Genomic DNA, 16,956 nt, shown 5'->3' on the forward strand with positions numbered 1-16,956 from the left:
GCGCTCCAGGCGTTTTCTTCCGCTAATACCCATTCTCCGTCCCGCAATGGACGACCTCGGCGCATCAGGACCAACCGACGCCATGCATGATTTGAGTGCTTCATCGCCGATCGCCTATCAGGCTGCGCTGGTCCGGCCGGGCGTGGTGCGCCGTATACGGGGCCTGTCCGACAGGGCGCTGGCCTGGCTCTTCATCACGCCGACAATCGTGCTGCTGCTGGCAATCAATATTTTCCCGCTGGTTTGGACGATCTATCTGTCGTTCACCAACTATCGCGCCAATCGGGCAAACGTGCCGATCAAATGGCTGGGGATAGACTGGTATCAGTCAATCTTGACCGATTCCGACATTTGGGCGGCGATGCAGGTGACGGCCCATTTTGTGATCTGGACCGTGATTATCGAGACCGTGCTTGGTTTCGGCCTTGCGTTTCTGATCGACAAGAAGTTTCGCGGCCACGGCATCTGGACCACGATCATCCTGCTGCCGATGATGCTCTCGCCCGCCGTCGTCGGCAATTTCTGGACTTTTCTCTACCACCCGCAGATCGGGCTGTTCAACTACGTCGTCGCCTTCTTTACCGGCCACGACGCCTCGTCGTTCCAGATGCTGGGCGACGTGACGTTGAGCCCCTGGGCCATCGTCATCGTCGATGCCTGGATGTGGACACCTTACGTGATGCTGATCTGCCTTGCCGGCCTGCGCTCGATCCCGGATTACATCTATGAGGCGGCCGAGGTCGATCGCGCGTCGAAATGGCGGCAGTTCTGGTCGATCACGCTGCCGATGGCGCTGCCCTTCATCATGCTCGCCGTGCTCTTTCGCGGGATCGAGAATTTCAAGATGTTCGACATGGTCAACCTGCTGACGGGGGGCGGGCCAGGATCGACCACGGAAGTTGCCTCGATCACGCTCAAGCGCGCGGCGTTCGAGAGCTGGCGGACCGGCTATTCCTCGGCCTTCGCGATCATCCTGTTCGTGACGGTATTCGGCCTCGCCAACATCTATGTGAAGGCGCTGAACCGGGTGAAGAGCCGATGAGCCTTGCCAATACGGCCCATTCCGTCGTCGAACCGTCGTCGGGCACGAGACGTTTCGCTGGCTCGCTCGTGATTCTCTATGCTGTGATCACGATGATTCCGCTGATCTGGATCGTGCTCACCTCGTTCAAGTCGCCAGACGATGCGATCTCCTATCCGCCGAAGGTCCTGTTCGAGCCTTCGCTTGAGGGCTATTGCAATCTCTTCACCACGCGCTCGCGCCAGACGCCGGAATTCATCCAGACGCTGGGACCAGCACAGGGGCTTTGCGACGGCATTGCGCGCGATCGCAACATGGTCGTCGCCGGACCGTCGAACTATGTGCCGCGTTTCATCAATTCGCTGATCATCGCCTTCGGTTCGACGGTGCTCGCGGTCGCCCTCGGCACCTTGTCGGCCTACGGTTTCTCGCGATTTCGCGTACCTCTCAAGGACGATCTGCTGTTCTTCATTCTGTCGACAAGAATGATGCCGCCGATCGCGGTCGCGATCCCGATCTACCTGATGTATCGCACCATCGGGCTGTCGGATACGCGGCTCGGGATGATCCTGCTTTACACCTCGGTTAACGTCTCGCTCGCGGTCTGGCTTCTCAAGGGTTTCATCGACGAGATCCCGCGCGAATATGAGGAGGCGGCAATGATAGATGGCTATACGCGCTTTCAGGCCTTCGTGAAGGTCGTGCTGCCGCAGGCGACGACCGGGATAGCGGCAACGGCGATCTTCTGTCTTATCTTTGCCTGGAACGAATACGCCTTTGCCGTGCTTCTGACCTCCGGCAATGCGCAGACGGCGCCGCCCTTCATTCCGATCATCATCGGCGAGGGCGGGCAGGACTGGCCCGCGGTCGCTGCTGGCACGGCGCTCTTCCTGGTGCCGATCGTCGTGTTCACGGTGCTTTTACGCAAGCATCTGCTGCGTGGCATCACCTTTGGAGCCGTTCGCAAATGAGCATCGAGGCGAACCAGATGCCGCGACGCGGCCTCACGAACAGGATTCTGCGACGCGGTCCGCTAGAGGCCATCGCTACGACGATCATCGCCATGGGCGTCATCATGCTGATGCAGCCGTTTTTCCTGATGCTCTATTCCTGGTCTTTCGCGACCACTCTGTTCGGCACGGTGATGTTCATTATCGTGTCGAAGGTCAGGGAGTAGGGCGCGATGGCACAGATCAGGGTCGAAGCGATCGACAAATCGTTTGGGACGTTCCATGCGGTCAAGGCGGCCAGCTTTACGGTGGAGGACGGCCAGTTCCTCTGCCTCCTCGGGCCTTCCGGCTGCGGCAAGACGACGACGCTGCGCATGATTGCGGGACTGGAATTGCCGACGGCCGGCACCATTCGGCTCGGCGGTGAGGACGTGACGATGAACCGCGCCTCGGCACGCGATATCGCTTTCGTGTTCCAGCTCTTCGCGCTCTATCCACATATGAATGTCCGGCGGAATATCGGCTTTCCCTTGAAATGCGAAGGTGTCGGTGCGGCGGAGATCGACCGGCGGGTCATGGATGCCGTGCGCATCCTGCGCATTTCCCATCTTCTTGATCGGCCGGTGTCGAGCCTTGCCGGCGGCGACCGGCAGCGCGTCGCGCTCGGGCGGGCGATTGTGCGCAAGCCTAAATGTTTCCTGATGGATGAGCCGCTCGGAGCGCTCGATACTGAAATGCGCGAGGCGATGATCCGTGAATTGCGGGCACTGCATGATCGGCTCGGCGCGACGACGGTCTACGTTACGCATGACCAGCTCGAGGCCATGGCGATGGCCGACATGATTGTCGTGATGAACAACGGCATCATCGAGCAGGTCGCGAGTCCGCGCGACATCTATGACCGGCCGGCCTCGCTCTTCGTCGCCGACTTCATTGGTTCGCCGCCCATGAACTTCCTGCCGTTTCGCGGTAGCCTGGAAGCCGGCGCGCAGACGATCCGGCTCGGCGAGCGCGAGGTTGCGGTTCCCGCTGCACGCGAGGCGCTGGCGGAAAGCGATCTCGTCCTCGGAGTCCGGCCCGAGCATGTGCGTTTCACTGATCGCGGCATGGTGCGGGGCGAGGTCTATGGATCGGAATATCTCGGGACCACCCAGATCGTTACCGTGACGACGCGCTATGGGGCGCTGAAGGCCCGGTCGCCCGCCAGCATGTCCTTTCGTACCGGAGAGAGTGTCGGGCTTGATTTTCGACCCGATACGCTTTCGATCTTCGACAAGGGGTCGGGTCGTGCGATCCGCACCGCCTTGCACGAGGGAGGTGCGCATGGCTAAGGTCGAGATCGGTGCCGTCTCCAAGGTGTTCAACAAGGTGCATGCAGTCAGCGATCTGTCGCTGACCGTCGGAGACGGTGAATTCGTCGCGCTGCTCGGGCCGACCGGCGCCGGCAAGACAACGACGTTGCGCCTCATCGCCGGATTGGAGATGCCGGACAGCGGTTCGATCCGGATTGACGGACGCGACGTGACCGGCGATGCACCGGCCAATCGCGACGTTGCTTTCGTCTTTCAGCAATACTCGCTGTATCCGCATCTTACGGTATTCGAGAACATGGCCTTTGCGTTACGTGCGCCGATCCGCCGCATGGCGGAGGCCGAGATCCGCGCGAAAGTGGAGGAGGTTGCGTGTCTTCTCCACATCGAAACCAAGCTGCACAACAAGGCGACGCAGTTGTCGGGCGGGCAGATGCAGCGCGTCGCCATCGGCCGGGCGCTGGTGCGCTCGCCCTCGATCTATCTCATGGACGAACCGCTGTCCTCGCTGGACGCCAAGCTGCGCGGCGAAATGCGCCTTGAACTTAAGCGCATCCAGACTGATCTCGGCGCGACCATCCTCTATGTCACCCACGACCAGACCGAAGCCATGACCATGGCTTCGCGCATCGGCGTGATTGAGGCCGGGCGGCTGATGCAGATCGGTACGCCACGCGAGATCTATGAGAACCCGATCAACGCCTATGTCGCCGCGCGGCTCGGACAGCCGACCATCAACCTGCTGCCTGCGGCTCTGTTTGCCGGCGCGCCGCGCGCGGCCAAAACCATCGGCGCGCGCACCGAGCACCTGACGATCGCGCGCGGCAACGGAGACGTGTCGGCAACCGTCACGCGGATTGAACATCTCGGCGACCAAAGCCATCTCCACCTCGAGCTTGGCGGCCAGCCCGTCGTGACGTTGTCGGACCCTGAGGCAAGGCTCGGTGCCGGCGATATCGTGTCGCTCCGTCTCAACAACCCGCTGTTCTTCGACGCGGCCGGCAGGAGGGTCGCGGCATGAGTCTCGATCGGACAGCCAGGGAAAAGCTGGTTCGGGCGCTTGCGGAATCGATGATCGAGCACGCCGACGAACTGACCAGCCTTGATCAGGCGATCGGCGACGGCGATCACGGGCTGAACATGAAGCGCGGTTTCGTGGCCGTGCTTGCCACACTCCCCGGCCTTGCAGACAAATCATTGCCGGAAATGCTGAAGGCGATTGGAATGACGCTGGTGATGAAGGTCGGCGGCGCCTCTGGACCGCTGGTCGGCACTTTCTTCATGGAGCTCGGCAAGGCGCTTCCCGAGCAGCCGATGCGCGCCGATCTCGTCGCGGCTACTGAGAAGGCGATCGATGCCGTCAAGGCGCGCGGGCGTTCGGAAGTGGGACAGAAAACCTTGCTGGATGTCCTGGTGCCGGTGCAAATCGTATTTGCGCGAGGTGGCGATGCCAGGGCGATCGCGATCGAGGCGGCGCAGGCAGCCGATCGCACCACGCCCATGCTCGCAATCCGCGGCCGGGCGTCCTTCCTCGGCGAACGTTCTATCGGTCATATGGACCCCGGATCGCGCTCGGCGTCCCTCCTGATCGGCGCGGCGGTTACGACACTGGAATTCGAGGCAAGTACATGAACAAATCAAATTCCGGCAATGTCGGAATCGTCATCGTTTCACATTCCCCTAAGATCGCGGAGGGCGCGGCCGATATGGTGCGTCAGATGGTAGGCAATGCTGTGCCGCTGGCCTGGACAGGCGGCGACATCGATGGAGGGCTCGGCACCAATGTTGCCGGCATCCTCGAGGCGGTCGAGACAGCCTGGTCGCCGGCCGGCGTGGCGATCCTGGTTGATCTAGGCGGAGCGGAGACAAATTCCGAGATGGCGATCGAGATGCTGTCCGAAGATCGGCGAGCGCGTGTCGTGATTTGTAATGCCCCGGTGGTCGAGGGAGCCGTGATCGCGGCGACCGAGTCCTCGGGCGGCTCGCCGCTTGCCGCCGTCAAGCGCAGCGCGGAGGAATTCTATGCATGATGCCAACGCCAGCCGGGCGGCTGAGACTTTCGTGCTGCTGACGGCCTCGGCGGTTCTCGTCAATCCAGTCGGTCTTCATGCGCGGCCGTCGGTCAAGCTCACGCAGTGCGCGAAGAGCTTTACCGCGAAGATCGAACTTGCCCTCGCGGCGGATGGGCCCTGGACGGACGCCAAGAGTCCGGTGAAGGTGATGCGCGTGAAGGCGCCGCAGGGCGCGACGCTGCATTTCCGCGTCAGCGGTCCCGACGGCGAGGTGGCGCTCGCTGCCATGCTGGCGCTGGTTCATGACAGTTTCGGCGAGGTGTGAGGCGGTGACCGAGATTCAACTCACCGGCCGTCCAGCCTCGCCGGGGCTCGCCATCGGACCGGTCACGGTGTTGACGGCCGCTGTTGCGAGGCGGACGGCGACCGGCGATCCCGCCCGGGAGGCGGGCGCGCTGAAGGCGGCAATCGAAGGTGCGACAGCCGAGCTCTCCGAACTGATCACGACGGTTCAGGGCGAGGTCGCCGACATTCTGGAATTCCAGGTCGCGATGCTGGAAGATGATGCGCTAACGGAGGGGGCATATGACGCCATCTCCGCCGGTGTCGCCGCCGACAATGCCTGGCGCTCGGCTCTCGACGCGGAGATCACAGGCTATCGTGCCGCGGAAGATGAATATTTCCGTGCCCGTGTCGCAGATCTCGTCGACATCCGCGACCGCGTGCTCGCGCATTTGAGCGACGCGGCCACGGTTACGAAGATCACTGGCGGTTCGATCGTCGCCTGTGACGACATCTCGCCCTCCATTTTTCTTGCCGCCGACTGGACCCACGGTGGCGCCATCGCGCTAGGCGCCGGCTCACCTTCCTCGCATGTCGCGGTGTTGGCGCGCGCCCGGGGAGCCCCCATGGTCGTCGGGCTCGGCCCGTTGTCGTGGAAGGGGCGGCCGCCGGCCTTGGCGCTGGTCGATGGCGATGCCGGCACCGTGATCTTCGACCCCGAACCCGAAACGCGCCTTCAGTTCGAGCACCGCATGGCGGCTGCGAACGCTGCGCGAGTCGCCGCTGACGCCGGTCGCGCCGAGCCTGCATGTACCGCTGATGGCCGACGGATCGCGGTTCTTCTCAACGTCGCTGCACCTGAAGACCTCGCGGGCGTTGATCCCGCAATCTGCGACGGCATTGGTCTCGTGCGCACGGAATTTCTATTCGAGGCGTCCAAGGGCTTGCCTGACGAGGACACCCAATACGCGGTCTATCGGCGTATTCTCGACTGGGCCCAGGGAAGGCCGGTGACGATCCGCACTCTCGATGCCGGCGGCGACAAGCCGATCACCGGTTTGACCATCGACGGCGAGAGCAACCCGTTTCTCGGGCTTCGCGGTATTCGTCTCTCGCTTGCGCGGCCGGAGGTGTTTCGGGTGCAACTGCGGGCGCTGTGCCGTGCGGCTGTGCACGGAACGCTGAAGGTGATGCTGCCGATGATCGCGGTCCCCGCGGAACTCGACCGTGCTGGTGCCATGCTTGATGCCGAGTTCACGGCACTCGGGGCGGAAGGGATCGCATGCGCTCGCCCGCCGCTCGGTATCATGGTCGAGGTCCCGGCGGCCGCGCTTCGCGCCGAGGATTTCGGCGCTGCGTTCTATTCCATCGGTTCGAACGACCTGACCCAGTACACGATGGCTGCGGCGCGCGACGTCGGCGCCGTTGCCGACCTCAACGATACGGGCAATCCAGCTGTGCTGGCGCTGATCGCCCGGACCGTCGAGTCCGGGCGCAAGCGCGGCGTCGAGGTTTCGCTCTGCGGCGACGCTGCAGCCGATACCCGCCTGACGACGGCGCTGCTTGCGACGGGGCTGACAACCCTCTCCGTGTCACCGATTGCAGTCGCACGGCTCAAGGCCGCAATCGCGAAGGTGCGTTTATGAACGATGCAGACGAGGGCACCCGCGGGCCTGGCGACAGCAATGTCGCGGATTACAAGGTCATCCTCCGGCGCGTGCTCGACAACCGCCCGTCAGGGACGCGGCTGAAGCTTGCTGCGGCCCTGGGAAAAAACCGCTCCTTCGTGACTCAGATTACCAATCCGGCGTATCTGGTGCCGATCCCGGCGAAACATGTCTCGATCATCTTCGAAGTCTGCCATCTGTCGGGTGGCGAGCGCGCGGCATTCCTTGAAGCCTACGGACGCGCGCACCCCGGACGACTGCGCGCACCCCACCGCGAAGCGCGCACACGCACCGTCACGGTGACGGTGCCCGATCTCGGCGACGACAAGAAAAACCGTGCGCTTGAACAGCTCGTTGTTGATTTTGCCGCGCGGCTCGCGCGCTACGCCGAGAGCGTCGGCTGAAAGGTTGATCCGGATCACAAGATTAACAATCGGGAGGACGCTCATGAAAAAGCTGATCAACAGCGCCGATACGGTGCTCGAAGAGAGCCTTGACGGCCTGGCCGCAGCGCATGCGGATATCTTGCTTCTTGGCGCCGAGCGCAAATTCGTGCGCCGCCGCACCCTGAAGCCGGGCAAGGTCGCGCTGATTTCGGGTGGCGGCTCGGGACATGAACCGCTCCATGCCGGCTATGTCGGCCTCGGCATGCTCGACGCCGCCTGTCCCGGCCAGGTCTTCACCTCGCCGACGCCAGACCAGATGATCGAAGCCGCGGAAGCCGTCGACACTGGCGCAGGCGTGCTTTTCGTCGTCAAGAACTACGAAGGCGATGTGATGAATTTCACCATGGCTGCCGAGATGGCCGGGCGAGAAGTTGCGAGTGTGGTGACCAACGACGACGTGGCGGTCGAGAGGTCGACCTACACGACCGGCCGTCGAGGTGTTGCGGGTACGCTGATCGTGGAAAAGATGGTCGGCGCCGCGGCCGAGACCGGAGCCCCGCTTGCCGCTCTCAAGGTGCTTGGCGACGAGGTCAACCGGCGCACGCGCTCGATGGGGGTGGCGCTGATGCCGTGCACCGTACCGGCGGCGGGACGGCCGAATTTCACGTTGGCTGACGATGAGATGGAAATGGGTGTCGGCATTCATGGTGAGCCTGGCCGGCGCAGGGTACCGCTCGCTCCCGCTGACGCAATCGCCGCCGAGCTGCTCGAAGCGATCCTCAAGGATCTTGCACCCAGCCAGGGGAGTGAGGTGCTGCTTCTCGTCAACGGGTTCGGCGCAACGCCTCTGATCGAACTCTATTTGATGGTCAACAGCGCAAAGTGGATTTTGGACAACGCGGGAATCACGGCGACGCGTTTCCTGACCGGTTCGTATGTCACGTCCCTCGACATGGCCGGGGTCTCTCTCACTGTATCCATACTCGATAGCCAAACGAAGGCACTGTGGGATGCCCCGGTGCACACCGCAGCGCTGCGTTGGGGCGTTTGACCTCATCTCGCGCAGACTGGTGTTTTCTCGGGTTTGTTGGTGGCCGCGTGTCGTCGCAAACAAGACGACGCAAAGCACCCAGCAAGCCCTGGGATTAGCCTTGGGATTGCTGGGGGCTTGATTCTGTCGGGCCGACTTTCACAAAATCGGCGGCGCCGTTCGCTCGTCTCAGATCGCCCGGCTCTGCACGCGCACGCCGCTCGCTGGTTGGTCGCGATCCGCAGCGATATCGCTCGCGGGGGCAGCTTCGTTGGGTCCCGCTTGTGGCTTTTTGCGCCCGATCTTGCGGGCCACCGTGTAAAATGCCGGTGTGAACAACAGACCGAACGCGGTCACGCCGAGCATGCCTGCGAACACTGCGGTGCCCAGCGACTGGCGCATTTCCGCGCCGGCACCGGTGGCGACGACGAGTGGGGCGACGCCAAAGATGAAGGCCAGCGACGTCATCAGGATCGGCCGCAGCCGCGTGCGGGCCGCGGTGACGGCGGCCTCGCCCGGGGTGGCGCCGGCTTCCTCGGTTTGGCGCGCGAATTCCACGATCAGGATCGCGTTCTTGGCGGCTAGTCCAACCAGCACGACAAAGCCGATCTGCGCCAGCACGTCGATCGGCATGCCCCGCCACAACAGCCCGGTCACAGAAGCGAGCAGGCACATCGGCACGATCATCACCACTGCGAGCGGCAGATTCCAGCTCTCATATTGCGCCGCGAGCACCAGGAACACGAACAGGGCAGCCGCGCCGAACACCAGCAGCGACGAGGTCCCCTTCTGTTGCTGCTGGAATGCAAGCTCGGTCCATTCGAAGCCGATGCCGGGCGGCAGCACCTGGTGGGCGAGCTCCTCCATGCGGCGCAGCGCGGTGCCGGTCGCTACTCCCGGCGCCGCGACACCCATCACTTCGGCGGCGGGGAACAGGTCGTAACGCGGCACGCGATAGGGCCCGTTCACCGATTTGAGCCGCGCCACGGTGCCGACCGGCACCATTTCTCCAACACTGTTGCGCGCCTTCAGCCGCGCGATGTCCTGCGGGTCCTGCCGGAACGAGCCATCGGCCTGCGCGATCACCTGGTAGGTGCGGCCGAGATAGTTGAAGTCGTTCACGTACTGCGAGCCGAGATAGACCTGCAGCGCGTTGAAGACGTCGGTCGGTGTCAGCCCGACCTTCTCGGCCTTCTCGCGGTCGATGTCGGCATAGACCGACGGCGAGCGCGTGCCGAACAGCGTGAAGACGCCGGCAAAACTTGGATCCTTGTTGGCGGCCGCGACCAGCGCCTGCGCCGCTTTCGACAAGGCCTCCGAGCCGAGGCCGGCGCGATCCTGCAGCATCATCTTGAAGCCGCCGGCATTGCCGATGCCCTGCACCGGCGGCGGCGGGATCGTCAGCACATAAGCTTCCTGGATCACCGACAGCCGCTTGCGCAGGTCGGCAAGCACGCTGGTCGCGGTCAGGCCCTTGACCTCATGATTGTAAAGGGAAGGCAAGCCGGAAAAGATCGTTCCGGCGTTGGAGGCGATGGTGAAGGTGGTCGCATCAAGGCCCGCGAACGGCGCGACGTGCTCGACGCCTGGCGTCGACATGATGATGTCGATCGCCTTCTTGACCACCGCTTCGGTCCGGTCGAGCGTCGCGCCCGGCGGCAATTGGACGACGGTGATGAGATAGCCCTGGTCCTGCTCCGGAATGAAGCCGGTAGGGGCGCGGGCGAACTGGAAGCCGGCCAGCCCAATCAGCGCCGCATAGACCAGGAGCACGACGCCGGTGATCTGCACCAGCCGCCGCGTCAGCCGTCCATAGCTGGTCGACAGCCACTCGAACCCGAAATTGAAGCGGGCGAATCCAGCCTGCACCAGCCGCACGATCCACGAGCCCTGCGCCTTGTGACCGGGCTCATGCGCCCTGAACAGCACCGCGCAAAGGGCGGGGCTGAGGGTCAGCGAGACGAAGCAGGAGATCAGGGTGGAGGCTGCGATCGTGATGGCGAACTGACGGAAGAATTGTCCGGTAATGCCTGACAGGAAGGCGGAGGGCACGAACACCGCGCACAGCGTCAGCGCGATCGAGATCAGCGCGCCGCCGACCTCGGTCATGGTGACGTGGGCGGCTTCCTTCGGCGTCATGCCGCGCTCGAGGTTGCGTTCGACATTCTCCACGACGACGATGGCGTCGTCGACGACGATGCCGACCGCCAGCACGAGGCCGAACAGCGACAGATTGTTCAGCGATATTCCGAGCGCGTAGAGAAAGGTGAAGGTGCCGACCAGCGAGACGGGGATCGCGATGACAGGGATGATCGCGGCGCGCCAGCTCTGCAGGAACAGGAACACGACGCCGACCACGAGCAGGATCGCGACAAAGATCGTCTTGATCACCTCGTCGACCGATTTGCCGACAAAGATGGTGGGGTCATAGATGACCTTGTAGCTGAGGCCGGGTGGAAAGTCCTTGACCAGCGTCTCCATCGTGTCGAGCACTTCGTGCTCGACGGCGAGCGAGTTCGCGCCCGGCTGGGCAAAGATCAGGAGCGGCATGCCGGGCCCGCGGTCCATGAACGCTGTCGAGCCGTAGTCGGCGGCGCCGATCTCGACGCGACCGACGTCGCGCAGGCGCGTCACGCGGCCTTCGTGGTCCGATTTCAGCACGATGGAGGCAAACTCCTCCGGCGTGGAGAGGCGGCCGAGCGTCTGCACGTTGAGCTGATAGGCCTGCTTCGAAGCGACCGGCGGCTGGTTCAGCACGCCCGCCGAGACCTGGACGTTCTGGGCCTGCAGGGCGGCAAGCACTTCGCTCGCGTTCAGATTATGCGCCGCAACCTTGTCAGGGTCGAGCCAGATGCGCATGGCGTATTCGCGCCCCGCGAAAATCTGCACGTCGCCGACGCCGGGCAGGCGTGCCAGCACGTCCTTTACGTGCAGCGTCGCATAGTTCGAGATGTAGAGCGTGTCGCGCGAGGAGTCCGGCGAATAGAGATGCACCGCGAGCAGGATGTTAGGCGTCGCTTTCCGCACCTGCACGCCAAGCCGCTGCACATCTTCAGGCAGCCGGGGCAGGGCATCCTGCACGCGATTCTGTGTCAGCATCTGCGCGACGTTGAGGTCGGTGCCGATCCGGAAGGTGACGGTAATGGTGAGCTTGCCGTCGCCGGTCGACTGGCTGTTGATGTAGATCATGTTCTCGACGCCGTTGATCTCCTGCTCGAGCGGCGTTGCGACCGTGCGCGAAACCGTCTCGGCGGAGGCTCCGGGATAGACCGTGGTGATCTGGACCGTGGGCGGCACGATCTCCGGGTATTGCGAGATGGGCAGGATGGCGAGCGCGCCTAGCCCGATCAGCGTCAGGAAGACGCTGAGCACGGTGGCGAAGATCGGCCTGTCGATGAAGCTGTGTGACATGGGAAACTCCCGCCTTTGTTTCAGCCTTCGCCTTAACCTTGGCCGTCGGCAGTGGCGTCGTAGTGGATTGCGCCGTCCTGCGGCGTGACCTTGGTGCCGGGAATGGCGCGCACGAGGCCGTCGATGACGACGCGATCGCTCGCATCGAGACCGGACTGGATCACCCGCAAGCCGCCACGAAGCTCGCCGGTGGTGACGATCTTCGGTTTCACCGTGCCATCGGAGGTGACGGTCATCACCAGACGCTGCGATTGGTCGAGCACGACGGCGGCGTCCGGCAGCAGATAGGCCGGCGTGGGCGGTGCGATCGCGACCCGCAACCGCGCGAACTGGCCCGGCGCCAGGAACAGGTCGGGGTTCGGCACCGTGGCGCGCGCGTGAATGGTGCCGCTGGAACGATCGAGCGCATTGTCGATGAAGTCGAGCGTTCCCTCGCGGCTGAAACTGTTCTCGTCGCTAAGGCCGATCAGCACCTTGTTGGCAAGCGGGCCCTTGAGGCGGGCGCGCTCGCGCGAAAACGTCAGGAAGTCGGATTCGCTCATGTCGAAATCGAGATAGAGTGGGTCGAGCGAAACCAGCGTCGTCAGCAGCGTGGTCGGGCTGGTCGCGGCCCGGCTGCCCGCGACTAGGCTTCCGATCGAAACCTGGCGCGCGCCGATGCGTCCCGTGAACGGCGCCCGCACGTGGCAATATTCCAGGTCGAGCTCCGCATCGCGCACGCGCGCCTTGGCGTCCTCGACCGCGGCCTGCGACGCATCCTGGTCGTTGGTACGCTGGTCGACGGTTTCCTGGGTGGCGAAGTCGTTGCGCTTGAGCGATTGCGCCCGGGAAAGCTGGTTGCCGGCGAGCGCCACGCGCGCGGTGGCGGTCTGCAAAGCCGCTTGCGCCTGCTCCAGCTTGATCTCATAGGGCCGCGGGTCGATCACGAACAGCAGGTCGCCCTTGTGAACGATCTGGCCGTCCTTGAAGTCGATCTCGGTCAGCGTGCCGCCGACCTGTGCCCGAAGTTCGACCTTGTCGATGGCGGAGAACTGGCCGAGAAAGCCGACCCTGGTATCGACGTCGCGATGCAAGGGCTGGCTGACCGTCACCGGCAAAGCGGGCGCCGGCACGGCCGCCGCCTGATTGGCCTTGTGAGGTGCAAAGCCGAGATAGGCCAGGAACAAGCCGAGCGCTATCGCTGCGCTGATCGCGGCCGCTCTCCACCTCCGCGGGCGCGCTGCCGGTTCACTGAGCGGTTTTCGTTCAAACTTCGAATGGTCGGTGATCTGATCCATGAGACTGTCCATGAGTCCTTGCCACGCTGCACGGAACTTGGCCGTGGAGAATCGTCAGCGCCGCGAGCGCCGGCCACTCCAGTGTGCGAGGGTTGATGCCAAGTGGTAGTCCTCGGAAGAATGGAAAAACGGCGCGCAGGGTTGATATCTGGAGGAGGCACTCCAATATGATCTTGGCGATATAAACTCGGGGAGGCGCCGTTCAAGGATTATTGGAGCGATGACACCAAAAATAATTCAAGGGAAGAAAATCCAGCAGAACCAAGCGCAGGAGCGCAAACGCGGCCGAGGACGCCCCGCGGTGTTTGACCGCGCCGTTGCCCTGAGGGAAGCGATGGAGCTGTTCTGGGAACGCGGCTATGAGGGCACGTCATTCGACGATCTGATCGCCGCGATGGGGATCAGTGCTTCGAGCTTCTACAATTCATTCGGCAGCAAGGAAGCGCTCTATTGCGAGGCCACGCGCTCCTATCTCGAGTGGGCGGGCCAATGGTTCAACGCCATCCTCAATGACCCTTCGATCGACACGAAGACCGCCTTCGCGCGACTGTTCGAGGCGACCGCGGAAGAGTTCACCCGCGGTGATCACCCCCTCGGCTGTATGATCTCGCTGGCGGGCACACATTGCTCGCCGGGCATGAGCAACATCCGCGACATGATGGCCGAACATCGCGCCTTTTCGGAAAGCGCGATGGCGGCACGCATCCGAAAGGGTGTGACGAACGGCGATGTACCTGAAGATTCCGATTGCGACATGTTGGCTGCCTATTACAGCGCCGTGGCGCGGGGGCTTGCGGTCCAGGCGCGAGACGGCGCCTCGCGCGATAAGCTCGCCCGGATTGGTCGCCTCGCCATGAGCGCGTGGCCGACGGGGAAGAGTGGACGATCAAAGCTCGGCAGCAAAGGCCATTCGCGCAGCGCCTGATGCGTTTGATATCTGCGATGATAAACCCATCATGAAACGCGTGATTCGGGATCAGGTGTTGCGTGTCCCCGCAAACCGGCGTGATCATGAAACAGGTGAAATCCGCTCCATTAACTCACGGCGAAAGTTTGTGGGAGAACTCGGCCTTAAGCTCCACTCGCGCCCGGCCCAGGTTGTGAACGAGACCACCTCAGGCCGACGGTTCGCATATTGAGTGGATATGGAAGCTGACGAGACGTTGTTCCTCTTTCGCGCTAAAAAGGCGATTGGAAGCCAGTCGTCTCGAACGATGGCTGGCAGCTATTTCTCCTCTGCAAGGAGCGCCCGGGCCTTTTCAAGCAGCTCAAATAATTGATCGTATTCTCCTGGTGACAAGCCGTCGCGTAACGGTTGTTCGCTCGCCATCGCGAGCTGGTGCATTTCCTTCATCAGCTTCTCGCCCTGCGCCGTCAGAAACAAGGAATTGCGCCGCCGATCGCTGGAGGATCGGCCGCGTATCGCAAGCCCGCGTTTTTCCAGGTCATCAACGATGGTCACGATGGCCGACTTGTCGAGATTGCCGATCCGGGAAAGTTCGACCTGCGAATAGCCGGGATTGGCAGAGATCAGCACCATCATGGTGAGCGAGCCGGGTCGCAAGCCGTAAGGCGCGAAGGCTTCCACGACCCGCTCACTGAGCAGATGGTGCAGCCGCCGCACCCGAAATCCGAGACGCTGGCCGTGCAGGCCGAGCTGCAACTCTCGGCCTCTAACGTCATCGTGGGCGGCCGTTTCCGGCGATTCAACTGAGCTCAAGGTCGTTTTCCATCCTCAATGCGAGGTTGCCGCAGCCGGGTGGTTATGCCTGCCAAGCCACTAGGGCTCAAGGTCCTCAGAAATCATCTTATTTAAGATTATCTGATTGACAACTAAATGTCATAGGCCATTATTAGTCCAGTGCGGGCGCTGAGCCGGCTCAGAAATCGATAAAAACGTGCCCAAGACGGCGCGATTGATGGGAAGGATGCCTGCCGCCATGAATATCGCTGTTCCCGCTCCCCACATCGTCGAAAATAAGATGATCTGCTTCAATCCGGTCGGCTATCCGCCCAAGGTAGCGAAGAAGTCCTTGGCGCCGCGGCTGGAAACCCTCGACGGCAAGACGGTCTATCTGATCGACAGCCGCTTCGACGATTCCATCGAATTGCTGAAGGAAGTGGCGAATTGGTTTGCGAGTCATATGCCCGCCGTGACCGTCAAACTGGTCTCGCTCGCCGGGTATTACGGGCGCGACGATCATGAGCTCTGGAGCGAGATCAAGGCCAATGGTCATGCGGCGATCATCGGCGTCGGCCATTGCAGCACCTGCTCACCCGCGGTCTCCACCCACGCCATCACCATGGAGACCAAATTCGGTATTCCGACCGTCGCGATCCACACCAGCATGTTCGATAAGGTGGTGCGCTCGGTGACACGCATGGGCGGTCTGTCGGATGCGCCGTCGGTCTTCGTGCCCCAGCCCGTGATGGGCAAGAGCGCACCCGAATTGCGCGCCTATGTCGAAGGCAATGATCCCGTGACAGGCCGCCCGGTAATGCGCGAAATCATCGACGCGCTGACCGGCAATATCGCGGGCCGGCATCCGGCCGAGAGCGAAAGATCGACACCGCGCTTTGTCGAAGCCGCCACCGAAGCGGAACTGCACGAGCTGTTTCTCCAAAACAACTGGACCGACAAGCTGCCGATCGTGCTGCCGACCGAAGCGCGGGTCGCGGCGATGCTGGCTGCTACGAGCCAGCCGGCAGATAAAGTCGTTGGCCGCATGCAGCCGACGCCCAATCGCGGATCGTGGGAATACACCGTCGAAAAGGTGGCGGTGAATGCCGTGATGGCTGGCGCCCGGCCGGAATACTTTCCCGTGATCCTGGCGCTCGCGGCGTCGGAAGTGACGGCGCGCGGCAGCACCTCGAGTTCGGGATCGGCGATGGTGGTCGTCAACGGTCCGATCCGCCACCAGATCGGCATGAATTGCGGCATCGGCGCCATGGGGCCCTATAACCACGCCAATGCGACGATCGGACGAGCCTATGGCCTGTTGTCGCAAAATCTGCAGGGTGGTTCGGTTCCGGGCGATACCTTCATGGGATCGCTTGGCAATGCCTACACTTATAACAGCATCACGTTCGCCGAGAACGAGGAGCTCAGTCCCTGGGAGCCGCTGCATGTGCAGCGCGGTTATAAGGCGGAAGACAGCGTGGTCAGCGTGTTCTTCGGCTGCCGCTCGACCACCTTCGGCCTCGGCTTGCGCAAGGATTACTGGCGCGAGCACGTGCGCGATATGCTGGTCGCGGTCGATGCCGTGACCGCACCGGTGCTGTTGCTGGACCCGATCACGGCACGGCAGTTCATCGACCGTGGCGGCTTCGACACCAAGCAAAAGCTGATTCGGTTCGTTCACGAGACCGCGCAAATGCCGGCGGGTCGCTATTGGGACATGCAGCTGGTTCAGAATTACATCTATCCGAACGCCACGCTCGGCGTGGAGCCATTGGCGACGCGGCTCAAGGCTGCGCCGGATGAACTGATTCCGATGTTCCTGGAAGAGGCCATCAATGTCGTCGTGGTCGGCGGCGAAACAAATGGCTACTGGCAGATCATGGGCGCCAAGCACCGCGCCACGGTATCGATCGACGACTGGCGCTGATG

The 16,956-nt window shown here is 62.9% G+C and carries 16 protein-coding genes; 13 read left to right on the top strand and 3 right to left on the bottom strand.

The features are described from left to right. Positions 1-82 precede the first annotated feature (82 nt). From BLV09_RS33235 to dhaK, 11 genes are read left to right on the top strand one after another with little or no spacing between them, the layout of a single operon-like run. Positions 83-1,042: a carbohydrate ABC transporter permease gene (locus BLV09_RS33235; protein ID WP_167558966.1), complete on the top strand. Its 960-nt coding sequence runs from the start codon at positions 83-85 to the stop codon at positions 1,040-1,042. After that, the gene (locus BLV09_RS33240; RefSeq protein WP_146690424.1) at positions 1,039-1,992 is read left to right on the top strand and encodes a carbohydrate ABC transporter permease; all 954 of its coding nucleotides are present in this window, start codon (positions 1,039-1,041) and stop codon (positions 1,990-1,992) included. The genes BLV09_RS33235 and BLV09_RS33240 overlap by 4 nt, the downstream gene beginning before the upstream one ends. Then, a complete protein-coding gene (locus tag BLV09_RS33245) occupies positions 1,989-2,198 on the top strand; it encodes a hypothetical protein (RefSeq protein ID WP_146690425.1) in 210 nt (69 codons plus the stop codon). The genes BLV09_RS33240 and BLV09_RS33245 overlap by 4 nt, the downstream gene beginning before the upstream one ends. Before the next feature lie 6 nt (positions 2,199-2,204). After that, complete coding sequence (locus tag BLV09_RS33250) at positions 2,205-3,302, top strand: ABC transporter ATP-binding protein (RefSeq protein ID WP_146690426.1); 1,098 nt, start codon at positions 2,205-2,207, stop codon at positions 3,300-3,302. Continuing rightward, positions 3,295-4,302 carry an ABC transporter ATP-binding protein gene (locus tag BLV09_RS33255; RefSeq protein ID WP_146690427.1) on the top strand — a complete coding sequence of 336 codons (1,008 nt, stop codon included), beginning with the start codon at positions 3,295-3,297 and terminating at the stop codon, positions 4,300-4,302. The genes BLV09_RS33250 and BLV09_RS33255 overlap by 8 nt, the downstream gene beginning before the upstream one ends. Next, on the top strand, positions 4,299-4,913 hold the full coding sequence (gene dhaL / locus BLV09_RS33260; protein ID WP_146690428.1) for a dihydroxyacetone kinase subunit DhaL: 615 nt from the start codon (positions 4,299-4,301) through the stop codon (positions 4,911-4,913). Before BLV09_RS33255 ends, dhaL begins: the two co-directional genes overlap by 4 nt. Beyond that, on the top strand, positions 4,910-5,311 hold the full coding sequence (gene dhaM, locus BLV09_RS33265; RefSeq protein WP_100386419.1) for a dihydroxyacetone kinase phosphoryl donor subunit DhaM: 402 nt from the start codon (positions 4,910-4,912) through the stop codon (positions 5,309-5,311). The genes dhaL and dhaM overlap by 4 nt, the downstream gene beginning before the upstream one ends. Continuing rightward, positions 5,304-5,618 (top strand): HPr family phosphocarrier protein, encoded by a 315-nt coding sequence (locus tag BLV09_RS33270; RefSeq protein ID WP_146690429.1) that lies wholly within the window; start codon positions 5,304-5,306, stop codon positions 5,616-5,618. The genes dhaM and BLV09_RS33270 overlap by 8 nt, the downstream gene beginning before the upstream one ends. A 4-nt stretch (positions 5,619-5,622) precedes the next feature. After that, positions 5,623-7,221, top strand: a complete 1,599-nt coding sequence (ptsP, locus tag BLV09_RS33275; protein ID WP_146690430.1) for a phosphoenolpyruvate--protein phosphotransferase — start codon at positions 5,623-5,625, stop codon at positions 7,219-7,221. After that, on the top strand, positions 7,218-7,646 hold the full coding sequence (locus tag BLV09_RS33280) for a hypothetical protein (RefSeq protein WP_146690431.1): 429 nt from the start codon (positions 7,218-7,220) through the stop codon (positions 7,644-7,646). Before ptsP ends, BLV09_RS33280 begins: the two co-directional genes overlap by 4 nt. Positions 7,647-7,689: 43 nt before the next feature. After that, on the top strand, positions 7,690-8,679 hold the full coding sequence (gene dhaK / locus BLV09_RS33285) for a dihydroxyacetone kinase subunit DhaK (protein ID WP_146690432.1): 990 nt from the start codon (positions 7,690-7,692) through the stop codon (positions 8,677-8,679). Positions 8,680-8,847: 168 nt separating this feature from the next. On the opposite strand, the gene BLV09_RS33290 is transcribed toward dhaK, so the two are convergent. Next, positions 8,848-12,069: an efflux RND transporter permease subunit gene (locus tag BLV09_RS33290; protein WP_146690433.1), complete on the bottom strand. Its 3,222-nt coding sequence runs from the start codon at positions 12,067-12,069 to the stop codon at positions 8,848-8,850. 32 nt (positions 12,070-12,101) lie between these two features. After that, entirely contained in the window at positions 12,102-13,346 is a 1,245-nt protein-coding gene (locus BLV09_RS33295) for an efflux RND transporter periplasmic adaptor subunit (protein WP_146690434.1), read from the bottom strand. 301 nt (positions 13,347-13,647) lie between these two features. Here BLV09_RS33295 and BLV09_RS33300 point away from each other — a divergent pair, with 301 nt between their 5' ends. After that, the gene (locus BLV09_RS33300; RefSeq protein WP_244548873.1) at positions 13,648-14,271 is read left to right on the top strand and encodes a TetR/AcrR family transcriptional regulator; all 624 of its coding nucleotides are present in this window, start codon (positions 13,648-13,650) and stop codon (positions 14,269-14,271) included. Between the two features lie 300 nt (positions 14,272-14,571). On the opposite strand, the gene BLV09_RS33305 is transcribed toward BLV09_RS33300, so the two are convergent. Then, entirely contained in the window at positions 14,572-15,066 is a 495-nt protein-coding gene (locus tag BLV09_RS33305; protein ID WP_146690435.1) for a MarR family winged helix-turn-helix transcriptional regulator, read from the bottom strand. A gap of 220 nt (positions 15,067-15,286) precedes the next feature. Here BLV09_RS33305 and BLV09_RS33310 point away from each other — a divergent pair, with 220 nt between their 5' ends. After that, on the top strand, positions 15,287-16,954 hold the full coding sequence (locus BLV09_RS33310; protein ID WP_146690436.1) for a UGSC family (seleno)protein: 1,668 nt from the start codon (positions 15,287-15,289) through the stop codon (positions 16,952-16,954). The last annotated feature ends 2 nt before the right edge of the window (positions 16,955-16,956 follow it).

The sequence above is a fragment of the Bradyrhizobium canariense genome (assembly GCF_900105125.1).
Taxonomy (GTDB): Bacteria; Pseudomonadota; Alphaproteobacteria; order Rhizobiales; family Xanthobacteraceae; genus Bradyrhizobium; species Bradyrhizobium canariense_A.

What these genes read in the sequence shown, in the direction of transcription:
- BLV09_RS33235 (WP_167558966.1), top strand. Translation starts at nt 83, where the DNA reads ATGCATGATTTGAGTGCTTCATCGCCGATCGCCTATCAGGCTGCGCTG.
- BLV09_RS33240 (WP_146690424.1), top strand. Translation starts at nt 1,039, where the DNA reads ATGAGCCTTGCCAATACGGCCCATTCCGTCGTCGAACCGTCGTCGGGC.
- BLV09_RS33245 (WP_146690425.1), top strand. Translation starts at nt 1,989, where the DNA reads ATGAGCATCGAGGCGAACCAGATGCCGCGACGCGGCCTCACGAACAGG.
- BLV09_RS33250 (WP_146690426.1), top strand. Translation starts at nt 2,205, where the DNA reads ATGGCACAGATCAGGGTCGAAGCGATCGACAAATCGTTTGGGACGTTC.
- BLV09_RS33255 (WP_146690427.1), top strand. Translation starts at nt 3,295, where the DNA reads ATGGCTAAGGTCGAGATCGGTGCCGTCTCCAAGGTGTTCAACAAGGTG.
- dhaL (WP_146690428.1), top strand. Translation starts at nt 4,299, where the DNA reads ATGAGTCTCGATCGGACAGCCAGGGAAAAGCTGGTTCGGGCGCTTGCG.
- dhaM (WP_100386419.1), top strand. Translation starts at nt 4,910, where the DNA reads ATGAACAAATCAAATTCCGGCAATGTCGGAATCGTCATCGTTTCACAT.
- BLV09_RS33270 (WP_146690429.1), top strand. Translation starts at nt 5,304, where the DNA reads ATGCATGATGCCAACGCCAGCCGGGCGGCTGAGACTTTCGTGCTGCTG.
- BLV09_RS33280 (WP_146690431.1), top strand. Translation starts at nt 7,218, where the DNA reads ATGAACGATGCAGACGAGGGCACCCGCGGGCCTGGCGACAGCAATGTC.
- dhaK (WP_146690432.1), top strand. Translation starts at nt 7,690, where the DNA reads ATGAAAAAGCTGATCAACAGCGCCGATACGGTGCTCGAAGAGAGCCTT.
- BLV09_RS33290 (WP_146690433.1), bottom strand. Translation starts at nt 12,069, where the DNA reads ATGTCACACAGCTTCATCGACAGGCCGATCTTCGCCACCGTGCTCAGC.
- BLV09_RS33295 (WP_146690434.1), bottom strand. Translation starts at nt 13,346, where the DNA reads ATGGATCAGATCACCGACCATTCGAAGTTTGAACGAAAACCGCTCAGT.
- BLV09_RS33310 (WP_146690436.1), top strand. Translation starts at nt 15,287, where the DNA reads ATGAATATCGCTGTTCCCGCTCCCCACATCGTCGAAAATAAGATGATC.